19 protein-coding genes are annotated in these 20,000 nt (G+C 75.4%); 9 read left to right on the top strand and 10 right to left on the bottom strand.

Annotated features, from left to right (window positions below; genetic code table 11):
* Positions 1-88: 88 nt before the first annotated feature.
* Positions 89-1,504 (bottom strand): CoA transferase, encoded by a 1,416-nt coding sequence (locus tag ACZ5WK_RS03515; protein ID WP_465544521.1) that lies wholly within the window; start codon positions 1,502-1,504, stop codon positions 89-91.
* 21 nt (positions 1,505-1,525) lie between these two features.
* Entirely contained in the window at positions 1,526-2,152 is a 627-nt protein-coding gene (locus ACZ5WK_RS03510) for a LysE family translocator (protein WP_465544519.1), read from the bottom strand.
* A 118-nt stretch (positions 2,153-2,270) separates the two neighbouring features.
* Between ACZ5WK_RS03510 and ACZ5WK_RS03505 the strand changes: the two genes are divergently transcribed.
* Both ACZ5WK_RS03505 and ACZ5WK_RS03500 read left to right on the top strand, forming a co-directional pair.
* A complete protein-coding gene (locus ACZ5WK_RS03505; protein WP_465544517.1) occupies positions 2,271-2,729 on the top strand; it encodes an Lrp/AsnC family transcriptional regulator in 459 nt (152 codons plus the stop codon).
* A 56-nt stretch (positions 2,730-2,785) separates the two neighbouring features.
* A complete protein-coding gene (locus ACZ5WK_RS03500) occupies positions 2,786-3,529 on the top strand; it encodes an N-acyl homoserine lactonase family protein (protein WP_465544515.1) in 744 nt (247 codons plus the stop codon).
* A 15-nt stretch (positions 3,530-3,544) separates the two neighbouring features.
* Here the strand turns inward: ACZ5WK_RS03500 and ACZ5WK_RS03495 are convergent, their stop codons facing one another.
* Both ACZ5WK_RS03495 and ACZ5WK_RS03490 read right to left on the bottom strand, forming a co-directional pair.
* The gene (locus ACZ5WK_RS03495; RefSeq protein WP_465544512.1) at positions 3,545-4,807 is read right to left on the bottom strand and encodes a cytochrome P450; all 1,263 of its coding nucleotides are present in this window, start codon (positions 4,805-4,807) and stop codon (positions 3,545-3,547) included.
* A gap of 292 nt (positions 4,808-5,099) precedes the next feature.
* Complete coding sequence (locus tag ACZ5WK_RS03490) at positions 5,100-6,380, bottom strand: ATP-binding protein (RefSeq protein WP_465544510.1); 1,281 nt, start codon at positions 6,378-6,380, stop codon at positions 5,100-5,102.
* 374 nt (positions 6,381-6,754) lie between these two features.
* On the opposite strand from ACZ5WK_RS03490, the gene ACZ5WK_RS03485 reads away from it, so the two are divergent.
* Positions 6,755-7,642: a hypothetical protein gene (locus ACZ5WK_RS03485; RefSeq protein ID WP_465544508.1), complete on the top strand. Its 888-nt coding sequence runs from the start codon at positions 6,755-6,757 to the stop codon at positions 7,640-7,642.
* Between the two features lie 292 nt (positions 7,643-7,934).
* On the opposite strand, the gene ACZ5WK_RS03480 is transcribed toward ACZ5WK_RS03485, so the two are convergent.
* Positions 7,935-8,216 carry a zf-HC2 domain-containing protein gene (locus ACZ5WK_RS03480; RefSeq protein WP_465544506.1) on the bottom strand — a complete coding sequence of 94 codons (282 nt, stop codon included), beginning with the start codon at positions 8,214-8,216 and terminating at the stop codon, positions 7,935-7,937.
* 142 nt (positions 8,217-8,358) lie between these two features.
* Here ACZ5WK_RS03480 and ACZ5WK_RS03475 point away from each other — a divergent pair, with 142 nt between their 5' ends.
* Positions 8,359-8,949, top strand: coding sequence for a sigma-70 family RNA polymerase sigma factor (locus ACZ5WK_RS03475; protein WP_465544504.1), 591 nt, complete (start codon positions 8,359-8,361; stop codon positions 8,947-8,949).
* 121 nt (positions 8,950-9,070) lie between these two features.
* Here the strand turns inward: ACZ5WK_RS03475 and ACZ5WK_RS03470 are convergent, their stop codons facing one another.
* Positions 9,071-9,778 (bottom strand): NADPH-dependent F420 reductase, encoded by a 708-nt coding sequence (locus ACZ5WK_RS03470; protein WP_465544502.1) that lies wholly within the window; start codon positions 9,776-9,778, stop codon positions 9,071-9,073.
* Between the two features lie 270 nt (positions 9,779-10,048).
* Here ACZ5WK_RS03470 and ACZ5WK_RS03465 point away from each other — a divergent pair, with 270 nt between their 5' ends.
* The 3 genes from ACZ5WK_RS03465 to ACZ5WK_RS03455 all read left to right on the top strand — a co-directional run bounded on the left by ACZ5WK_RS03465 (position 10,049) and on the right by ACZ5WK_RS03455 (position 14,014).
* Positions 10,049-11,431, top strand: coding sequence for an MFS transporter (locus ACZ5WK_RS03465; protein ID WP_465544500.1), 1,383 nt, complete (start codon positions 10,049-10,051; stop codon positions 11,429-11,431).
* A gap of 45 nt (positions 11,432-11,476) precedes the next feature.
* Positions 11,477-12,814: a cytochrome P450 family protein gene (locus tag ACZ5WK_RS03460; RefSeq protein ID WP_465544498.1), complete on the top strand. Its 1,338-nt coding sequence runs from the start codon at positions 11,477-11,479 to the stop codon at positions 12,812-12,814.
* Positions 12,815-12,919: 105 nt separating this feature from the next.
* Positions 12,920-14,014 (top strand): L-tyrosine/L-tryptophan isonitrile synthase family protein, encoded by a 1,095-nt coding sequence (locus ACZ5WK_RS03455; protein ID WP_465544496.1) that lies wholly within the window; start codon positions 12,920-12,922, stop codon positions 14,012-14,014.
* Here the strand turns inward: ACZ5WK_RS03455 and ACZ5WK_RS03450 are convergent.
* Genes ACZ5WK_RS03450 through ACZ5WK_RS03440 form a run of 3 tightly spaced genes read right to left on the bottom strand, consistent with a single transcriptional unit; the run spans position 13,999 to position 16,988 of the window.
* Positions 13,999-14,808, bottom strand: coding sequence for an ABC transporter ATP-binding protein (locus tag ACZ5WK_RS03450; RefSeq protein WP_465544494.1), 810 nt, complete (start codon positions 14,806-14,808; stop codon positions 13,999-14,001). The genes ACZ5WK_RS03455 and ACZ5WK_RS03450 overlap by 16 nt on opposite strands.
* The gene (locus ACZ5WK_RS03445) at positions 14,805-15,890 is read right to left on the bottom strand and encodes a FecCD family ABC transporter permease (protein WP_465544492.1); all 1,086 of its coding nucleotides are present in this window, start codon (positions 15,888-15,890) and stop codon (positions 14,805-14,807) included. The genes ACZ5WK_RS03450 and ACZ5WK_RS03445 overlap by 4 nt, the downstream gene beginning before the upstream one ends.
* A 3-nt stretch (positions 15,891-15,893) precedes the next feature.
* Entirely contained in the window at positions 15,894-16,988 is a 1,095-nt protein-coding gene (locus ACZ5WK_RS03440; RefSeq protein ID WP_465544490.1) for an ABC transporter substrate-binding protein, read from the bottom strand.
* A 183-nt stretch (positions 16,989-17,171) separates the two neighbouring features.
* Between ACZ5WK_RS03440 and ACZ5WK_RS03435 the strand changes: the two genes are divergently transcribed.
* Both ACZ5WK_RS03435 and ACZ5WK_RS03430 read left to right on the top strand, forming a co-directional pair.
* Positions 17,172-18,002: a helical backbone metal receptor gene (locus ACZ5WK_RS03435; protein WP_465544488.1), complete on the top strand. Its 831-nt coding sequence runs from the start codon at positions 17,172-17,174 to the stop codon at positions 18,000-18,002.
* A 172-nt stretch (positions 18,003-18,174) separates the two neighbouring features.
* Positions 18,175-19,212 carry a transglycosylase SLT domain-containing protein gene (locus ACZ5WK_RS03430; protein WP_465544486.1) on the top strand — a complete coding sequence of 346 codons (1,038 nt, stop codon included), beginning with the start codon at positions 18,175-18,177 and terminating at the stop codon, positions 19,210-19,212.
* A 101-nt stretch (positions 19,213-19,313) separates the two neighbouring features.
* Here the strand turns inward: ACZ5WK_RS03430 and ACZ5WK_RS03425 are convergent.
* On the bottom strand, positions 19,314-20,000 hold a 687-nt coding region (locus tag ACZ5WK_RS03425; RefSeq protein ID WP_465544484.1), incomplete at its 5' end, for a hypothetical protein.

Raw genomic sequence — 20,000 nt, 5'->3', positions numbered from 1 at the left:
GCCTCCGACACCCGGACACCTGGGACGGCATCAGCACCGCACCGCCTCGTCCGCGCCGGGCCCGCCCGTCGGCGCCGCACCGGATTCGTCAGCGCCAGGCCGGCGCGTCCGTCCCCCAGCGCCCGGGCGGGCGGGTCCAGTCGGTGGGTGCGCCGGTGTAGGAGACCGGGGGGAGGGCGTGGCGCAGCCGGCCGTACGGCGAGCCGGTCTCCGCGAGCCAGCGCCCGGGCTCGTAGGGCAGGTCGTTCAGCGGCGGGGCGGGCGTGATGCCGTGCTGGAGCCAGGAGGCGGTGCCGGCCAGGGAGTAGCGCAGGTGGCGGCCGCCGGGCCGCCCGGTGCGCTGGTCGGTGAGGGCACGCAGGACGCCGGCCGCGATCAGGTAGCCGGTGCCGTGGTCGAGGGCCTGCGCGGGCAGCACGCCGGGGCGCCCGGCGGGACCGAGAGCCCCGGCACCGTCCCCGGCACCGTCACCCGCCTCCACGGCCGCGATGCCGACGCCGGCCTGGACCAGGCTGTCGAAGCCCCGGCGCCCGGCCCAGGGGCCGGTCCAGCCCCAGGCGTTGAGCTGGGCGACGATCAGGCCGGGCCGGCGTTCGAGCAGGGCGTCGGGGGCGAGGCCGTAGGCGTCCAGGGCGCCGGGGCGGTAGCCGGTGACGACGGCGTCGGCGGTGGCGAGCAGCTCTTCGAACGCGGCGCGGTCGGCCGGGTCGGCGAGGTCGAGGCGGGTGGAGCGCTTGCCGAAGCCGGTGTCGGCGTGGGCGTCCTCGGCCTCGGGCAGCCGGGGCGAGTCGACGCGCAGGACGTCGGCGCCGAGCAGGGCGAGGGTGCGGGTGGCGACGGGGCCGGCGATCACCCGGGTGAGGTCGAGGACGCGGACGCCGGCGGCGGGCAGCGGCGCGGCGGCCAGCGGGCGGGCGGCGGCGGCGTCGGCCACCCGGATCTCGACCAGAGGGTGCGTGGTGTCACCAGGCGGCGCGATGGCGACGGCGAGCGCCCCCGCCGCGTAGGCACGGTCCTGGATCCAGGCGGCCGGGTGCTCCCGCAGCGTCCCGGCGAGCTGCTCGGGCCCGGTGCCGGCGGGCAGTCCGAGGACGCCGAGCAGCCGGTCGCGGTGGTGCGGGTAGTTGGCGTGGGTGCGGACCCAGCCGTCGGCGGCCTGCCAGAAGCCGGAGAGCGGCGCGAAGCTGACCGGGGTGCGGCCGTCGATCTGGAGATGGCGCTCGCTGACGAAGGCGGTGGCGACGGCTCCCTGGTCGATCCTCACCTCCGGGACGGCGCCGCCGGCCCGCAGGGCGGACAGCTCCGCGGCGGCCAGCGAACAGGCGGCGACGGTGGCCCGGGCCAGCCGGCGGACGGGGAGCCGGGCGGGCAGGACTCGGTCGGGGCCGTGGAAGGAGACCCGCTCCAGCAGCCCGGCCGGCCCGCCGAGGGCGTCCCACGCGTGCGCGGTCGGCGCGTCGTGGGGGGCGGGCTGGTCGACCGGGGGCATCGGACGCTCTGTCATGCCCGCATTCTGCTCCCGTTCTCAGGCGCTCGCAGTGACGCCCGCCACCAGCATCAGCAGCACCGCGGAGACGACGGTCATCCGGCGGGCGGCCTGCGGGGTGGAGCCGAACCGGCCGCCGAGGCGTCCGCTGGCATGGGCGACCAGGCCGTACACGACGGCGCAGGCCAGCACGTTGAGCGAGCCGAGGGCGAGCACCTGGCCGCCGACCGGCAGGGCGGCGGCGGGGTCGACGAACTGCGGCACCAGGGAGAGGTAGAGCAGCAGCCCCTTGGGGTTGAGCAGGGCGGTGAGCATGCTCTGGCGCAGCACGGTGACGGTGGGCTGCGGGCGGGACTCGGCGAGGACGGCCGAGCCGCCCCGGCGCAGCGCGAGCAGCATGGTGGCGGCGAGGACCACCAGGTACGCGGCCCCGGTGAGGCGCAGGACGGGCAGGACGGCGGGGACGGCGCGCAGGGCGGCGGCGAGGCCGGCGCTGGAGAGCAGGGTGTGCACGGCGTAGCCGGCGCAGACGCCGGTGACGGCGGTGAACGCGGCGCGGCGGCCCTGGCCGAGGCCGCGTGCGGCGATGTAGAGCCAGTCGGGGCCGGGGGTGCAGACCAGCAGCAGGTCGACCCCCAGGAAGAGGAGGAGGGCGTGGGTGTCCATGGTGCTGACCTGTCGTGTTCGTCGCGGGCGTTCCGGTTACCGAAGGTAGCCGGAGTGGGGCGGCACGCGATGGCCACTTCGCGCTGGTCAGGGCCACTCTTTGGCAGAATATTGCGCCATGGACCGCATCGACCGCAGAATCCTCCACGAGCTCCAGCAGGACGGCCGGCTCACCAACGCCGAGCTGGCCGCCCGGGTGGACCTCACCCCCTCCCCGTGCCTGCGCCGGGTGCGGCAGCTGGAGCAGGACGGCGTGATCCGCGGCTACCGGGCGCTGCTGGACGGCGCGGCGGTGGGGCGTGGCTTCCAGCCCTTCGTGACGATCACCATGCGGCACGAGGACCGGGCCACGGTGGCGGAGTTCGAGCGCCGGGTGGCGGAGCTGCCGGAGGTGGTGGAGGCGCACCGGCTGTTCGGCGAGCCGGACTACCTGCTGCGGATCGCGGTGGCGGACATCACGGCGTACGAGCGGTTCATCACCGACGTGCTCTCGGGGCTGCCCGGGATCGCCCAGGTGAACTCGCATCTGACGATGAAGCAGGTGAAAGCCGACCGGGGCATCCCGACCGGCGGGTAGGGTGCGAACGGCGGGGGCCGACCGCAGCTCCCGGACCGTTTCCAGGGGGCCACGCCATGCCGAGCACGATCCGCCGTCTCGACCTCGGCTACTTCGTCCGTCCCGCGTCCGAGACGGGCGGCCCGAACGCGGGCGGGCCCACCGCGGGCGGCCCCGAGCCGCGCGTCGAGCCGGTGTTCGCCTACCTGGTGCGGCGGCCGGAGGGGCTGCTGCTCTTCGACACCGGGGTGGGCGGCGGCGATCCGCAGACCGCCGACCCGGAGACCGAGGCCCACTACCGGCCGGTCCGGCGGCCGCTGCCGGCGGCGCTCGCGGCGGCCGGGGTCGCGCCCGCCGACATCGACCTCGTCGTCAACTGCCACCTCCACTTCGACCACTGCGGCGGCAACCCGCTGCTGGCCGGTACGCCGGTGCTGGTGCAGGCGGTGGAGCTGGCGACGGCCCGGCGCGGCGACTACACCTTCGACGCGCTGGTGGACTTCCCGGGCGCGGCCTACCGCGAGCTGGACGGCGAGGCGGAGGTCTGGCCGGGCGTACGGGTGGTGCCGACCCCCGGGCACACCGCCGGTCACCAGTCGCTGGTGGTGGAGCGGCCGGACGGCGGCCCGGTGGTGCTGGCCGGCCAGGCGTACGACTTCGCCTCCGAGTACGGCTCGGCGGTGCTGGCCCGGCAGGCGGCCGCCGAGGGCGTCGCTCCGCCGCTGCCCGGCTACCGGGCCTGGGTCGACCGGCTCGCCCGGTTCGCACCGAGCCGGGTGCTGTTCGCACACGACAACGCGGTCTGGGAGCCGGCCGGGTAGCCGTGGGGCGCGCCGCTAGAACGCGAACCGCAGTGCGCGCACCCGGTTGTCGAAGTTGGACGGGATCAGCTCCGGCTCGCCGACCGAACGGGCCTCGGGCAGGCGGGTGAACAGTTCGCGGAAGAGCACCTTCATCTCCTGCCGGGCCAGGTACGCGCCCAGGCAGTAGTGCGGGCCGCCGCCGCCGAAGCCGAGGTGGGGGTTGGGGGTGCGGGTGATGTCGAAGGCGTCCGGGTCGGTGAACACGGCCTCGTCGCGGTTGGCGGAGCCGAAGAAGAGCACCGCCTTCTCCCCCGCGCGCAGCAGGGTCCCGTCGGGGCCGCCGAGGCGGTGGTCGACGGCCAGGGTGCGGCGGAACTGGATGATCGGGGTGGCGTGGCGGACGATCTCGTCCACCGCGCCGCCGAGGTGGCGGTCGGGGTCGCCGAGCAGCAGGGCGCGCTGCCGGGGGTGGGCGGTGAGCAGGTGCAGGCCGTGGGCGAGCGCGTTGCGGGTGGTCTCGACGCCGGCCACCAGCAGCAGGGAGAAGAAGGCGCCGAGCTCGCGCCCGGTCAGCCGGCGGCCGTCGACATCGGCGGTGACCAGGGCGGAGATGAGGTCGTCCGTGGGGCGGCGGCGGCGTTCGCGGCCGAGGTCGGCGACCATGGCCTGCATCCGGGCGAGCGCGCGCAGCCCGCGCCCGGGCATCCGGATCCGGCTGCGCAGCGGGCGCGCCACGCCGGTGTGCTCGGAGGCGTGGTTGACCTGGTCGAGGATGGCGCGGCGGGGCTCCTCGGGGATGCCCATCATGTTGCAGATCACCCGGAAGGGGAGTTCGGCGGCGACCGAGGCGACGAAGTCCTCGGGCCGGTCGCGCTCCACCCGGTCGACCAGGCGGGCGGCCACCTCGCGGATGTCATCCTCGACCTTGGCGATCAGGCGCGGGGTGAAGGCGCGGGAGACGATCCGGCGCAGCTGGGCGTGGCGGGGGTCGTCCAGGTTGACCATCGAGTCGCCGAAGAGCAGCCGGACCCAGCGGGCGGGTTCGGGGGTGGTGACGCCGGGACCGCTGAGGAAGACGGCGGGGGTGCGGCTGGCCTCGACGACGTCGGCGTGGCGGACGAGGGCGTGGAAGCCCCGGCCGCCGGGCCGGCCGGCCGCCCGCTCGCCGAAGTAGACCGGGCCGGGGAGGCGGCGCAGTTCGGCGAAGGCGGCGGCACGGTCGGGGGCGGAGAGCTGCCAGAAACGGGGGTCGGCGAGGTCGGCCGCGGGGGTTTCGGGTGCGGTCATTGTGCCCATGCCCGGGCCTCCTGTCCTGTCGGTGCCCACCGGGAAGGCTCCGGAAGTCCGTGTGCTGGTGAGGCCCACATTTAGTCAGCACCGACGGGGACGGTGTCAAACCACAATTACCGTATGATTACCGGCTTTTCGAGGGTCGGGTCGCCACGCTTCAGAGGTGGCCGGGCCCGGGAGCGGCCCGGGTCCGTAGGCCGCCGGGGTCCGGGAGTGACCCGGGGGTCCGCCGGCGTTCGGAACGGCCGGGTCCGCGGACCGTCGGCTTTCGGGAGCGGCCTGGTTCCGGGAACGGCCGTCACACCCGGGCGTGGGAGGTGATGTCCGCGCCGAACTCCTCGATCATCGGCGGGGTGACAGTCGGCCGGGCCTGGGCGATCGCCGCCAGGTAGTCGGCGGTGCTCGCTCCCTCGATGCCGTCGGCAACGCCGTCCGGCGTGATGAGGTCCCGCTCGAAGGCGGCCTGGGCGGCCACCCGCGCGGCGTGCTCGATGTCGGCCGGGGTGAACAGCTCGCTCGCGCCGACCAGCGCGTCGAGGTCCACGTCCGCCCGGCCCGCCGCATACCGGGACCAGATCGCTGCGCGGGCGGCCGCGTCGGGGGTGCCGATCGGGATCAGGTAGTCGAAGCGGCCGGGGCGGAGGAAGGCCGGGTCCAGCGAGCGGATCGAGTTGGTGGCACAGACCAGCAGCCGCTCCTCACCCTCGCGGAAGCCGGGGATGAGCTTGAGCAGCTCGTTGGTGACGCCGTGCATGCCGCCCTGCGCGCCCTCGGTGCGGACCGGGGCGACCTCCTCCACCTCGTCGATGAAGACCAGCGCCCGCTCCAGCCGGCCGATCCGGGCGAAGGCGTCGCGCAGCGCGGCCGCCAGGTTGCCCTCGTCGGCCAGCCGGGACGGCAGCAGCTCGACGAACGGCCAGCCGAGCCGCGAGGCGATCGCCCGGGCGAAGGTGGTCTTGCCGGTGCCGGGCGGCCCGAACAGGGCGATCGCCCGCGGCGGGCGCACACCGTGCCGGGCCGCCCGCTCCGGTTCGGCGAGCGGCAGCACCACCCGGCGCTCGATCAGGTTCTTCTCCGTCTCCATGCCGGCCACCCTGGCCCAGAGGTCGCCGGGCAGCAGCCTGCCGCCCAGCTCGTCCAGCAGCCCGCTGGCCGCGCCGGCTGGCGGCTCGTCCTTCTCGAAGTAGGCGGCCGCGGGGCGCCGGGTGTAGCCGGCGTTGTGCAGGCCCTCGCCGAGCAGCTCCTCCTCCGGCAGGACGTACGCGATGCGGCGCACCCGGCAGGCCACCAGCCGGCGCTCCAGCTCGCGCAGCAGCGCGCTGGCCAGACCGCGGCCGCGCCAGGCGGGGGTGATCGCGATCCGCATCACCCAGGCGCGCTCGCCCGCCACGGTGGCGAGCGCGGCACCGATCGGCTCGCCCTGGTGGACGGCGACCACGGCGGGCTGGCGGGAGGTCAGCGCGCCGATGCACTCCGCGAGGGAGAACACCGACTCCTGGCCGAGCCCGGCCGTGGTGTCGATCAAGTGGACCACCGCCGCGAGGTCGTCCTCGCGATAGTCGTGAATCAGCCAGTGCACCGGCCGGCCCGCCTCTCCGTCCTCACCGGCCCCGGGCCGGTCGTCCGACCGCCGGCGCTGCGCCGCGCGGTGCCCGAACGGTACGGGCGGGCGCGGACGGCGGTCCCGCGCCGGAACGGACAAGCCCCGCCCCGGCAACCGTACGAACCGCCTCTACCGCACGGGGCGGAGAGCGGCACCGGTCCGGCGCGGGCGCGGCGCGGGCCGGGGACGGGCAGGGCGGCTGACGGGCCGGCACCGCGGCGGCGGCCGGCCCGGTCCGGCGGGAGGGGCGGGCCGGGCGGGCCGGGCGGGCACGGCCGGGCATGCTCTCACGGGGCGGAACCGGCCAATACCCGAGGGGGCGGTACGGGCCGGGCGAGGCGGGTGCGACGATGAGTGTCATCGTGATGACCGACCGGATCCGCTCGCTGCGCGCCGTGGTCTTCGCTGCGCTCTGCGTGGCGCTGGCCGCCACGGCGCACGTCGCCATGGCCGGCTCCGGGGTCTCCGCGCCGGTGCTCGCGGGCGCGTTCGCGGTCACCCTCGGGTTCACCTGGCTGCTCGCCGGCGGCCGCCGCGGGCTGGGGCCGATCAGCGTCTGGATGGTGGCGGCGCAGACCGCGCTGCACCTGACCTTCGAACAGGCCGGGGCCCTCGCGTCCGGCAGCGGGCTGGCGCGGCTCGGTTCGACGGACTGGGCGGGCCTGCTGCTCTGCAACCCGGAACGGGCGCCGGCCGGGATCTCGCCGGCCGACCTGGCCCGGATGGCCGGGATCGACCCCGACGTCCCGCCCCCCGGGGACCTCCGGCCGCCGGCCGGGGCGCACCACCTGGGCGCACACGGCGGGGCGGCGTCCGCCGGGACGGCCGACCAGAGCATGGCGGGGATGGCCGGCATGCCCGGGATGCCGGGTGGCTCGGACATGTCGGGGATGCCCGGGGTGTCCGGCGGCTCGGGGACGTCCGGCCACGACATGGCGGCGCACGGCATGTCCGTCGGGATGATCGCCGCCCATGTGCTCGCCGCGCTCGCCTGCGCGCTGCTGCTCTGGCGCGGCGAGACGGCGCTGGCCCGGCTGTTCGAGCTGCTCGGCGCGCTGGGCGCCGTCCTGGCGGGTGCGCTGCTCGCGCCGCTGCTCGCCCTGTGGTGCCGGCCGAGCGGCTTCCGGCCGCCGGCCCCGCCCGGACCCGCCGCCCACCGGGTCCGCCCGCCGCGGCTGGTGCTGCTCTCGCACGCCCTGGTCCGGCGCGGCCCGCCGTGCGCCGCCCCCGCCTGCTGACGCGCCCACCGTCCGACACCCGACGCCGCTCCCGGCGTCCGCTGCGCGGTGGGCAGGTCGCCCTGCGCCGTGCCGTGGCCGACCGGCCACGCCGCCAGGGCCCGGGCCCGCGCCTGCCGCCGCCGCCCCACCGGGGCGCCGCGGCGTACCCGGCCGGGGCCCCACCGACGCCGAGCGTGCCGCCCGCGGCGGCCGCTCCCCAGCCCTCCCCTCAGGACCTTCCATGCCTGACCACGACGGCGCACCGGCCTCGTCCGGCGCCACCGTCCTCGTCGATCCGCCCGTCGTCTCCCTACCGGGGACGGTCACCCGCACCGGGCCCGTCCGCACCGACGCCGTTCCCGCCGAGGCCGCCGGCCTCGCCGAGCCTCGCGAGGAGCTTCGCCGACCAGTCCGCCGACGGGCCCCCGGCACCGGCCCCCGGCACCGCGCCGCGCAGCCGTTCCGCCCGCTCCAGCCACTCCCGGCAGGCCTCGCACCGGGCGACGTGCTTGTCCACCCGCCGGTCCGGCACACCGGCCGCCTCACCGTCGAGGCGGGCGGAAAGAGCGGTACGGAACTGGGCGCATCTCATCCGACCATCGTCCCGCATCACCCGGCACATCGGACCGGCCGGGTGGGTGGCGCCGCAGGAACCACAGGCACACCACCCGCCCCGGACGCCGGCGAGGACGCCTGCACGGGACTCCCTACGGGACGCCGCACGGGAGGCCGCCGTGGATGACGACCAGCTGACCGCGCTGGCCCTGTCCGCGCGGGAGGGCCGGGCGGCCGACGTCGAGGCCTTCGTCCGGGCCACCCAGCGGGACGTGTGGCGGTTCGTCGCCCACCTCACCGACGTGCAGTCGGCCGACGACCTCGCCCAGGAGACCTTCCTGCGCGCCCTGCGCAGCCTGCCCGGGTTCGCCGGCCGCTCCTCGGCCCGGACGTGGCTGCTGTCCATCGCCCGGCGGACCGTCATCGACCGCTACCGCACGGCCGCCGCCCGGCCGAGGTGCGCCGCCCTGCCGGACTGGCAGGAGGCCGCCGAGCGACAGGGCACGCCGCCCGCGGCAGGGTTCGAGGACGGGGTCGCGCTCGGGGACCTCCTCGACCGGGTGCCGCCGCAGCGCCGGGAGGCGTTCGTGCTCACCCAGGTGGTCGGGCTGAGCTACGCCGAGGCCGCCGAGGTGGCCGGCTGCCCGGTCGGCACCGTCCGCTCCCGGGTGGCCCGGGCCCGCGAGGAGCTGATAGCCCGGCTCCGCGCCGCCGAGCGCGGCGAGGCTCCCCCGCCGGGGCAGGCCGCCGAGCTGGCGGCGGCCTGCTGACGGCGTCACGCACGCCCGCGCCTGGGTGGCGGCGCCGACGCACCGCCGCCCAGGCCGCCGGCGCCCCGGCCGCCGCCACCCCGCCCGGCGCGACAGGTGGGCCAGGTGGGCCCGCCTACGGCTACGCCCGGAACGACTCCGGCCGCTCCGGCGAGGCGGCCGCCAGGGCCTTGGCCACCTCCTCCACCCCGGCCCGGAGGCCGTAGACAGGGGTCTCGGGCTGCTGGCGCCAGGACTCGTCCATACCGCCGGTGTCGACGGTGTCGAAGCCCAGCTCGTCGATCAGGGCGCGGACGATCCGCTTGGCCGCCTCGTCGTCCCCGGCGACCGGCAGGGCCATCCGCTCCGGGTCGCCCGCGGGGCGGGGCCGGTCCAGGAGGTCCTGGGCGTAGGTGCCGTTGAAGGCCTTCACGACCGGGTGGCCGAGGTGCTGCTCCGTCCAGCGGCTCTCGGTCAGGCCGTCGTCCTCGATGCCCCCGATCCGGCCGTCGCGCTTGGGGTAGTAGTTGCCGGTGTCGATCACGGCGAAGCCCTCGGCGGCCCCGTCGAACAGCCCGGACGGGAGGTCGGGCACGTTCTTCAGCGGCACGGTGACCACGACGACCTGCGCGCCGCGGGCCGCCTCGGCGACGGTGACCGGGGTGGCGCCGGTCTCCTCGGCGAGTGCGCCGAGGGTCTGCGGGCCGCGCGAGTTGGCCACCGAGACCTCGTGGCCGAGTGCGGTGAGGCGCCGGGTGAGGTTGCCGCCGATGTTGCCCGCGCCGATGACGCCGATCTTCATGGTTGTCCTTTCGGACCCCTGCCGGGGGTCGGGTCGGGCCGGCGTCACGCCGTGTGGTGCCTGGCTGCAACCCCGGGCCGGGCGTGGCTATTTCCGGACCGCGGCTAATTCCCGACCGCGGCGACGTCCGGAACGGAGCGCCGTCGTTCCCGGCGACCGGGCCGGCCGCGCGGTCCGGATCGGCCACCACCGCAGCATTCCGGCCAACCGGGAAAATTCCTTCAAGTGTTCGGAACTGGACCCCTCCTGCCTCCGACTGCTGTACCGGACGCCGCCGAGGTGGTGTCCGGAACGGTACGGGGAAATCGGAGGAGCGCCATGTCCGCGCAACAGCCACTGGCCACCGGTGGGCTGACCAAGGACCAGGCCCAGCCGGAGGACCGGTGGATCCTGGTCGTGGCCGCGGGACTGCTCTCGTTCGTGGCGATGCTCGACATGAACGTGGTCAACCTGGCCCTCACCGACATCGCGGACGGCCTGCACGTCTCCCCGACCACCGCGCAGTGGGCCGTCCTCGGCTACCAGCTCCCGCTGGTGGCCCTGCTGCTGCCCGCCGGGCGCTGGCTCGACCAGGTCGGCACCCGCTCCGCCCTGCTGCTGGCGGTCAGCTGCTTCGCGCTCTGCAGCGTGCTCGCCGCCGTGGCACCGTGGGCGAGTTGGCTGGTCGCCGCACGGCTGGCGCAGGGCGCGTTCGGCGCGGTGCTGTTCGTGCTGATGCCGGTGCTGGCCGCCACGGCCGTCCGGCCGGAGCTGCGCGGGCGGGCGATGAGCGTGCCCGCCACGCTCGGCCCGCTCGGCGCCGTCACCGGGCCGGTGGTCGGCGGCCTGCTGCTCGACCACGTCGGCTGGCGGGCCATCTTCCTGGTCAAGCTGCCGATCTGCCTGGCCGCCCTGGTGATCGCCCACCGCAACGCGCCGCACGGCGGCAGGCTGCGGCTGCCCGACCGGGGTTCCCTCGGCGCCGCCGCGCTGATCGGCTCCGCGGTGGCCGCCGTGCTGCTCGGCCTCACCCTCGCGCCCGACGCGCCGGTCTGGCTGCTGCTCGTGCTGCCCGCCGCACCGCTGGTCGTCCTCTGGCTGCGCCGCCCCGGCGGACGGCCGGTCGCCGCCGTGCTGCGGGAGTCCGGCACCGCCGCCGTCAACGGCTCGGTGCTCTCACTGGCCGCCGGGTTCGCCGCCACCCACTACCTGCTCGCCCAGCACCTGCGCCGGGACGACGGGATCAGCGCCACCACCACCGCCCTGACCATGCTGGCCTTCCCGCTCGGCATGGTGCTGGCCGGCCGGTTCGGCGGACGGCTCGCCGACCGCTGGGGCGCCCGGCCGACCGCCCTGACGGGTGCGACCGTCACCGCCCTCGGCATGCTGCTGCTCGTCCCGCTGGACACCGACTGGTCGCCGCTCGACATCGCGTGGCGGCTCGCGCTCGCCGGGACCGGCATGGGCCTCAACGGCGGCCCGGTCCAGGCCCTGGTGATGACCGCCGCCAAACCGCAGCAACTGGCCACCGCCGGCTCCGCCGTCCAACTGGCCCGCAGCCTCGGTTTCGCCCTCGGACCCGCCCTCGCCACCGCCGCCACGCTGTTCGGCGACTCCGCCACCGCGGGCGTCCGGGCCGGGCTCGTCCTCGCCACGCTGGCCGCCGTCCAGGCCGTGGCCCTCCTCTCCCTGCACCACCGCACCAACCGCGCGGGCACCTGACGACCCGCCCGCGCGCACCACACCTCGACCGGAGGAACAGACGCAATGACCGACACCGTCCACGATCCGACCGCGGGAAGGCCGGCCGACGACACGCCGCGCTGCCCGTTCGGATACGACGAACTCCCCGACCCGGTACCGCTGTACGGGACGGAGTACAAGAGCGACCCCTATCCGCTCTACCGGCGGATGCGCGAGGCCGGCCCGGTCCACCGGGTGAAGTTCCCGAGCGGGATCACCGCCTGGCTGGTGACCGGCTACAAGGCCGCGCACGAGACCCTCAACGACCCCCGGCTCGGCAAGAACCACGAGCTGGGCAACGAGGGTTGGCGCAAGCTCGCGTCGATCATGCCGGAGCCGCAGCACTCGCAGCTCCAGGTCCACCTGCTGCACCAGGACCCGCCGAAGCACACCCGGATGCGCCGGCTGGTGCTGGACGCCTTCACCCCGCGCCGGGCGGAGGCCCTTCGCCCGCGCCTGGAGGAGCTGGCCGGCTCCCTGGTCGACGAGCTCCCGGAGACCGGCGGCGCCGACCTGGTGGCCGGCTTCGCGGCGCACTTCCCGTTCCGGGTACTCGCCGAAGCGATCGGCCTGCCACAGGAGTTGGCCGTCCGCTTCGACCGGGACTGGGGCAAGGTCGTCCAGCCGGTCGGGCCGCTGGACCCGGGCCGCCCGGCCTACGAGGGCCGGCTGCGCGGCCTGCAGACCTACATCGCCGACGTCGTGGCGCACAAGCGCGCCCACTACGACCCGGCCGGGCCCGACGCCGGCCTGCTCGGCCGGCTCGTCGCCGCGTGCGACGCGGGCGAGTTGAGCCGCGAGGAGCTCGACTCGATGGTGTTCCAGCTGCTGGTGGCCGGCCAGGAGCCGGTGACCAACCAGATCACCACCATGCTGATCACCCTGCTGCGCCGCCCCGACCAGCTGGCCCGGCTGCGCGACGGCATCGCCGCCGACCCGGGCCTGCTCACCCGCGCGGTGGAGGAACTGCTGCGCCACGACGCCGCGTTCGAGCTCACCACCTGGCGCTTCTTCGCCGAGGACAGCGATCTGCACGGGACGTCCGTTCCGGCCGGCGACTCCGTGATCGTCTCGCTCTGCGCGGCCAACCGCGACGACGAGCAGTTCCCGGACGCCGACGTCCTCGACTTCGACCGCACCCCCAACGCCCACCTGGCGTTCGGCCACGGCATCCACTACTGCCCCGGCGCCGCCCTGGCCCGGGTCGAACTCCAGGTCGCCCTCGCCACTCTGCTCACCCGGCTGCCCGGGCTGCGGCCCGCCACCGGGCCCGGCGAGGAGATCGACTCGCTCGCCTGGGTGCCCGCCGTCCTCGCCCGGGGGGTGAACAGGCTGCCGGTCGCCTACGACAAGCGGGTCTGACCGGCCCCACCACTCCCCGGCACCCCCCTCAGCGTCCCGGCGACCGATGCCGGGGCGTGGCTACGCCTGCCCTGAAGCCCGTACACCGTTCCGTGGAGGACCACCATGCCGCCCGCCGGCACCGTTTCCACCGATTCCCAGACCACGGCCGACCAGAGCGCGGCCGACCGGAGCACCACCGGCCGGACCGCTTCCGGCCCGACCACCACCACCCGGACCACGTCCCCGTCCCCGTCCGCCACCGTCACGCCGGCCGGCGCCACACCGCCCGGCGCCGTCACGGACCCGCAGGAGATCGCCCGGATATCCGCCGGGATCCTCGATCTGCTGCTGCCGCACCGCCGGGCCTCCGACCCCGGCGTCCACGCCACGCCCGCCGACTTCCCGATCCAGCTGGAGCAGCTGGCGGACTTCCTCTCCAGCGGCGACCCGATCCTGTTCACCCTGCCCGGCTTCCCGTGCAAGTCACCCAACCTCGCCAAGGTGCTCGGCCACCTGCCCGACGAGGGAGAGCGCCTCTCGCTCACCTTCCTCAACGGTCTCTGCGAGGAGATCGGCAAGCTCTACCAGCCCGGCGCGCAGATCCTGATCTGCTCCGACGGCCACATCTTCGGCGACCTGATCCACGTCCCCGACGACCACATCGACCAGTACTCCGACGAGCTGACCGCCATGATCGAACGCGAGGGCCTGAGCCACCTCGCCACCTTCGACCTGCGCGCCGTCCTCGGCGACCTGCCCTTCGACGAGAAGCGCGCCCGGGTGCACGCCCGGTACGCGCCCACCAAGGAGGAGCTGCGCGAGCAGGTGATGACCGACGAGGAGACGCTGAAGCTCTACCGCGGCATCACCCGCTTCCTCACCGAGGACACGTTCGGCTTCGAGGGCAGCAAGTCCGCCCTCCAGCGCGAATGCCGCCGGCGCGCCTACGGCGTCATCCAGCGCAGCCGGGCCTGGGGCGACCTCATCGCCGAGCAGCACCCGCGATCCTTCCGGCTCTCCATCCACCCGCAGAAGGCGGGCGTGCTGAAGTTCGGCATCCGGCTGCTGGAGGCCGCCGACGCGTGGATGACGCCGTGGCACTCCTCGGTGCTCCACCGGGCCGACGGCGGCTGGGAGCTGCTGCGCAGCGAGGACGCCGCGAAGGTCGGCCGCCTGGTCGAGCGCAACGGCCGCCCCAGCCACTACGAAACCTCCTGACGCTGCATCACCTCGGCCGAGGACGCGGGCGTGCGGTGGTCGAACGCGATCAACGGGTCGCCGGTGAGCGGATGTTCGACCACCGCCGCCCGCACGCCGAACACCTCGGCGAGCAGCTCGGCGGTCAGGACGTCCCGCGGCGCCCCGGACGCCACCAGGGCGCCGCGGTGCAGCACGTGCAGCCGGTCGCAGACCGAGGCCGCCGCGTTGAGGTCGTGCAACGCCACCAACGTGGTGCGGCGCTGCTCCCGTAGCAACGCGAGGAGTTCGACCTGGTGCCGGACGTCCAGGTGGTTGGTCGGTTCGTCCAACACCAGGACGTCCGGTTGTTGGGCCAACGCCCTGGCCAGCAGGACGCGTTGGCGCTCGCCGCCGGAGAGCTCGGCGAACCGCCGCCCGCCCGCGTCCGTCATGCCGACCCGCTCCAGCGCGCCGGCGACGATCCGGTGGTCCTCGGAGTCGTCCGCCGCGAACGCCCGCTTGTACGGGGTGCGGCCCATCGCCACCACCTCCCGGACGGTCAGCTCGAAGTCCCCGCCGCGCTCCTGGGGCAGTGCGGCGATGTGCCGGGCGGACTGCGCCGGGCTCAGCCCGGCCAGCTCCCGGCCGGCCAGCAGGACCCGGCCGGCGCTCGGCTTCAGGTGCCGGTAGACGGTGCGCAGCAGGCTGGACTTGCCGCTGCCGTTCGGCCCGACCAGCCCGGCGATCTCCCCCTCCTTGGCGACCAGGTGGACGCCGGCCACCACCGTCCGCCCGGACAGGGTGACGCTCAGATCCTCGACCGCGATCCTCAATTCCGCTCCAGTCGTCGGTCCAGCAGGTAGAGCAGGGTGGGCGCGCCGAGCAGGGCGGTGACCACGCCGATCGGCAGTTCCTGGGTGTCCAGCGCGGTGCGGGCGATGGTGTCGACCACCACCAGCAGCACCGCCCCGGTCAGGGCGGAGAGCGGCAGCAGCCGGCGGTGGTCGCCGCCGGCCAGCAGCCGGCAGACGTGGGGCACCATGAGGCCGACGAAGCCGATCGCGCCGGAGACGGCGACCAGGACGCCGGTCAGCACGCTGGTGACGACGAAGATCTCGCGGCGCAGCCGGGTGACGTCGATGCCGAGCCCGGCCGCCGTCTCGTCGCCCATCAGGAGCGCGTTGAGCCCCCGGGCGCGGGCCTGGAGCAGGCCCAGCCCGAGGGCCACGGCAAGGGCGGGGACGGCGAGTTGGCTCCAGACGGCGCCTCCGAGGCTGCCCATCAGCCAGAACAGCACGCCCCTGGTCTGCTGTTCGTCGCCGGTCTGCAGGACGAGGTAGCTGGTGAAGCCGGTGAGGAACTGGCCGATGCCGATGCCGGCGAGCACCAGGCGCAGCGGGGAGAAGCCGCCACCGCGCCGGGCCAGCAGCCAGACCAGGGAGAAGGCGGCGAGCGCGCCGAGGAAGGCGGCCAGCGAGATGGTCAGGCCGACGGCGCTGCCGAAGGCCATTTCGAGGCCGAGCCCGCTGCCGAGGACGATCACGGCGACGGCGCCGAGCGAGGCGCCGGAGGAGATCCCGAGCAGGTAGGGGTCGGCGAGCGGGTTGCGGACGAGTGCCTGGACGGCGGTGCCGACGAGGCCGAGCCCGGCCCCGACCATCGCCGCCAGCAGGGCGCGCGGGACGCGCAGTTGCCAGACGATGAGGTCCCGGGTTCCGGGCTCGGGTGCGCTGCCGGTCAGGCGGCGGGCGACCACCGACCAGACTTCGCCGGGCGGGATGTCCACCGATCCGAGCGAGACGGCGGCGGTCAGCGCGGCGACCAGGGCGAGGGTGAGCACGGCCGCGAGCGGTCCGGCACGCAGGGTGCGCGTGCGGGTCCGCTCGGCGGCGGCGGTGGTGGTGGCCGATGCCACGGTCTACTGGCCGTTCTTGACGAGGTCCGGGTGGACGGTGGCGGCGATCTGCCGGACGGTGTCGGCGTTGCGGACCCCGGCGATGGTGGTGACCTCGGATCCGATCCGCAGGAACTTCCCGCCCTTTACGGCCTTCAGGCCCTGGGTGGCGGGGAAGCTCTTCAGGAACGCCTCGGCGTCGTCGAAGGCCTTGCGGTTCTCCTCCTCGGTGCCGCGGGTGCGGACGGCGAGCTGGATCCAGTCCGGGTCCTTGGCCACGACGTCCTCCCAGGAGACGGGCTTGAAGTCGGCGTCGCAGTCGGCGAACACGTTGCGCGCGCCGGCCAGGGTGATCACCGCGTTGGCGACCTGGCGGCCGCAGACGGCGACCGGCTGCTTGGTGCCGGCGTCGAAGTCGAAGAAGAAGTAGCCCGGCCGCTGGCCGGCGGGGACGCCGGCGGTGGCGGTGCGCACCTCGCCGACCTGCTTCTCCATCCCGGCGACGAGCTCCTCGGCGCGGGCGCCCGTGCCGGTGACCGCGCCGAGCCGGCGGATGTCGTTCTCCACCTCGCCGAGGTCGGTTCGCGGCCCCTTGGCGGCCTTGGGGGTGCCGGAACATGCGGTGGAGAGGAGGAAGACGTGCTGGATGCCCGCGGCGGTGAACTCCTCCTCGCTCGGGCCCGCACCCGCGCCGCCCATCATCGGCATCGCCCCGAAGGCGTCGACGTAGAGGTCGGCGCCGGAGCCGAGCAGCTTCTCCTTGGCGATCCCCATCTCGCCCAGCACCGGTACCTTGGCGCCCTGTTCGGCGATCGGCCCCGGCAGGCTGCCGTTGCCGGGCGGGAATCCGGTGCCGATCACCCGGTCGCCGGCGCCGAGCTGGAGCATCATCTCCAGGCCGGCGGCGTTGCTGGTGACGATCTTCTTCGGTGCCTGCTTGACGGTGGTCTCCTTGCCGGCGCAGTCGGCGACCTTCACCGGGAACGCACCGGCGGCGGTGGCCTGCCCGCCACCGCCGCCACCGCTGCTGCTGTCCGTGCTCCCTCCACCGCCGCTCCCACAGGCCGTGGCGAACAGGGCAACAGCGGCCGCGATACCGCAGAACACGCGAGGGCGCATGACAACTCTCCTGGTCAATGGTCGTGCTCGGGCCCGTCCTACGAACCCGGACCAGGTAGTCGGCCACCAACCCCGCCCGGTTCCCGGGACTTTCCGGCGCCGTACGGCCGGCGTCCGGCCGAGGTCCGGTCCGGTGGATCGCGCGCCCGGCGAGACCGGCCGGAGAGGGCCTAGGGTGGCCGTATGGCCTCCCTCTCCGGTTTCCCTGCAGAGCCGTTGGACGACCTCGGGCTGCCGGTGGCGCTCGGGGCCGGACCGGTGCGGCGGGTGGTGTCGCTGGTCCCCTCGCTGACCGAGGCCGTCGCCGTCTCCGCGCCCGGACTGCTGGTCGGCGCCACCGACTGGTGCAGCCACCCCGCCGGCCTGGCGGTGGAGCGCGTCGGCGGCACCAAGAACCCCGACACCGGCCGGGTCGTCGCGCTCGCCCCGGACCTGGTCCTCGCCAATGACGAGGAGAACCGCCGACCGGACCTCGATGCGCTGCGGGCCGCCGGGCTGGCCGTCTGGGTCACCGACATCCGCACGCTGGAGCAGGCGTTCGCCTCGCTGGACCGTCTCCTGACGGTCGGCTGCGGCCTGCCGCGGCCCGCGTGGCTCGACGCCGCCGAGGCCGCGTGGTCCCCGCAGGCCGCCCGGACCTCGTGGGCCGGTGTCCATCCGCTGTCGAGCCCCCTCCGCGCCGTCGTGCCGATCTGGCGCCGCCCCTGGATGGTGCTCGGGCGCGACACCTTCGCCGGCGACCTGCTCGGCCGCCTCGGCGTCCACCTGCTCCACGCCGGCCACCCGGAACGGTACCCCGCGGTTCCGCTGCCCGAACTCCTCGCCGCTGAACCCGACTTGGTGGTCCTCCCGGACGAGCCGTACCGCTTCACGGCGGACGACGGCCCGGAGGCGTTCCCCGGCGTCCCGGCGGCGCTGGTCAGCGGGCGCCATCTGACCTGGTACGGCCCGTCCTTGGCGGAGGCCCCGGAGGTGCTGGCGGCCCAGCTGGCGCGGGCTCTGCCACCCTGCTGAGGCCGCGGCGCCGCCCCGGACACGGGCCGGCCGTGCCGGGGCACCGGTGCCCCCAGCGCGTGGGATTCGTACCGGACCGGTGCCCGGGCCCCGGCGGGCGGCGCACCGATCCGATCATCGTAGGATGTCGCCTCTCGCCGGGTCGGCCGGCGACACAGGGGGGCGGAACGACATGAAGGTACGTGCTTCACGGCAGGCGCTGGTACTGGTGTCGGCGGCGGCCGTGTCGACAGCGCTGCTGACCGGCTGCGGCACCAAGAAGGCGGACGACACGGCCGGGGGGACGCCGGCCCCGGCGGCGGCCACCGCCACGGACGCCACGCCGTCCACGACGCCGACGGCCACGCCGTCGCCCAGCGCGACGGCGAGCGCCACCCCGAGCGCCAGTGCCTCACCGACCGCCTCTCCGAGCACGACGGCGGGCAGGACGGCCAAGCCGAGCCCGACCGCTGCGGCGAGCACCGCCAAGCCCACCGCCGAGAAGCCCGCCGACCCCGCCCCGAAGGCCGCACCGGCCCCCGCTCCCGCCCCGGTCGCGGCGGCGCCCGCGCCCGCGCCGACCGCCAAGCCCGGGCCGGTCGCACCCCCGCCGCCGCCCGCGCCCGCCACCCCGCACGTCCCGCCGCTGCAGAGCGGCTGCACGCCGAGCAAGCCGCAGCCCGACGAGCCCAAGGAGGCCGTCGCCGCGGCGCTCACCTCCGCCGCCGGCCAGCCCCGCACACTGACCCTCAGCAACGGCGGCACCGACAAGCTCCCGGCCCTTCCGGCCGGCCTGGTCAAGGCGATCGCCTGGCAGGAGAGCGGCTGGCAGTCCGGCATCCTCGCCTGCGACGGCGGCATCGGCACCATGCAGGTCATGCCCGCCACCGTGAGCTGGATGAACAGCAAGTTCGGGACCACCTCCGACCCGAAGACGCTGGCCGGCAACGTCCAGCTCGGCACCCAGCTGCTCGACTGGCTGGTCGCCTACTACGGCGACTCCTCGTTCGGCGGGAAGTACGACCTCTCCCCCGACCCGGCCACCGGCAAGACGCCGCTGCTCGACCTGGTCATCTCCGCGTACAACGCGGGCGCGGGCAACGTGCACTACAACACCGTCACCGACCCGGCCACCGGCGCGACCACCGGCAGCCTGGCCATCCCCAACCCGAGCTACGTGGCCAACGTCAAGGCACTCATGTCCAGCGCGCCCTGGAACAAGGCGGGCTGAGCGAGCACGGGCACAGCCATGACGAAGGGCCCGGTGGAGGCGGTGCAACACCACCCCACCGGGCCCTTCGTCGTCGCCGAACCGGTCGGCGCCGCTCTGCGTCAGGCGCGCGCGGCAGTGACGGCGGCGCCCAGCGCCTCCTTGATCCGCGGACCGAGGCGGGCGAAGCCCAGCTCCTTCATGGCCGCCCGCAGCAGCTCCTCCTCGCTGCGCTCCACACCGTCGGCGTCCACCCACCGCACCACGGCGAGCAGTTCGTCGGCGGAGTAGGCGGTGACGGGACGGCCCGGCGTGAAGTCGGGCTTCTCGGGCTGCCCGGCAGTGGCGGGCTCGGCGGCCGCGACGGGCTCGGGAACGACGACCGGCTCGGGCTCAGCCTCGACGACCGGCTCCGGCACGACGACCGGCTCGGACTCAGCCTCGGCGACCGGCTCCGGCACGACCTCATCGGTCGTCTCCTCGGCCACGACGGCCTCCGGCTCGGCCTCGGCCACGACCTCTGCAGCCTCGGGCTCCTCGGCCACCGCGTCGGGCTCGACCTCGGCGGCAACGGGCTCGACCTCGGTCGGCTCCACCTCGACGGCCTCGGCGGGGGCGTCGACCTCGAGGGCCTCCACCTCGGCGACCAGCGCCACGACCTCGGGCGCGGTCTCCTCGACCTCGGGCTCGACCTCGGCGGCAACGGGCTCGGCCTCGGTCGGCTCCACCTCGACGGCCTCGGCGGGGGCGTCGACCTCGAGGGCCTCCACCTCGGCGACCAGCGCCACGACCTCGGGCGCGGTCTCCTC

The sequence above is a fragment of the Kitasatospora sp. NPDC032757 genome (genome assembly GCF_055579305.1).
Note: the sequence above shows the minus strand (reverse complement) of the source record. Positions and strands in the feature narration are given on the sequence as shown.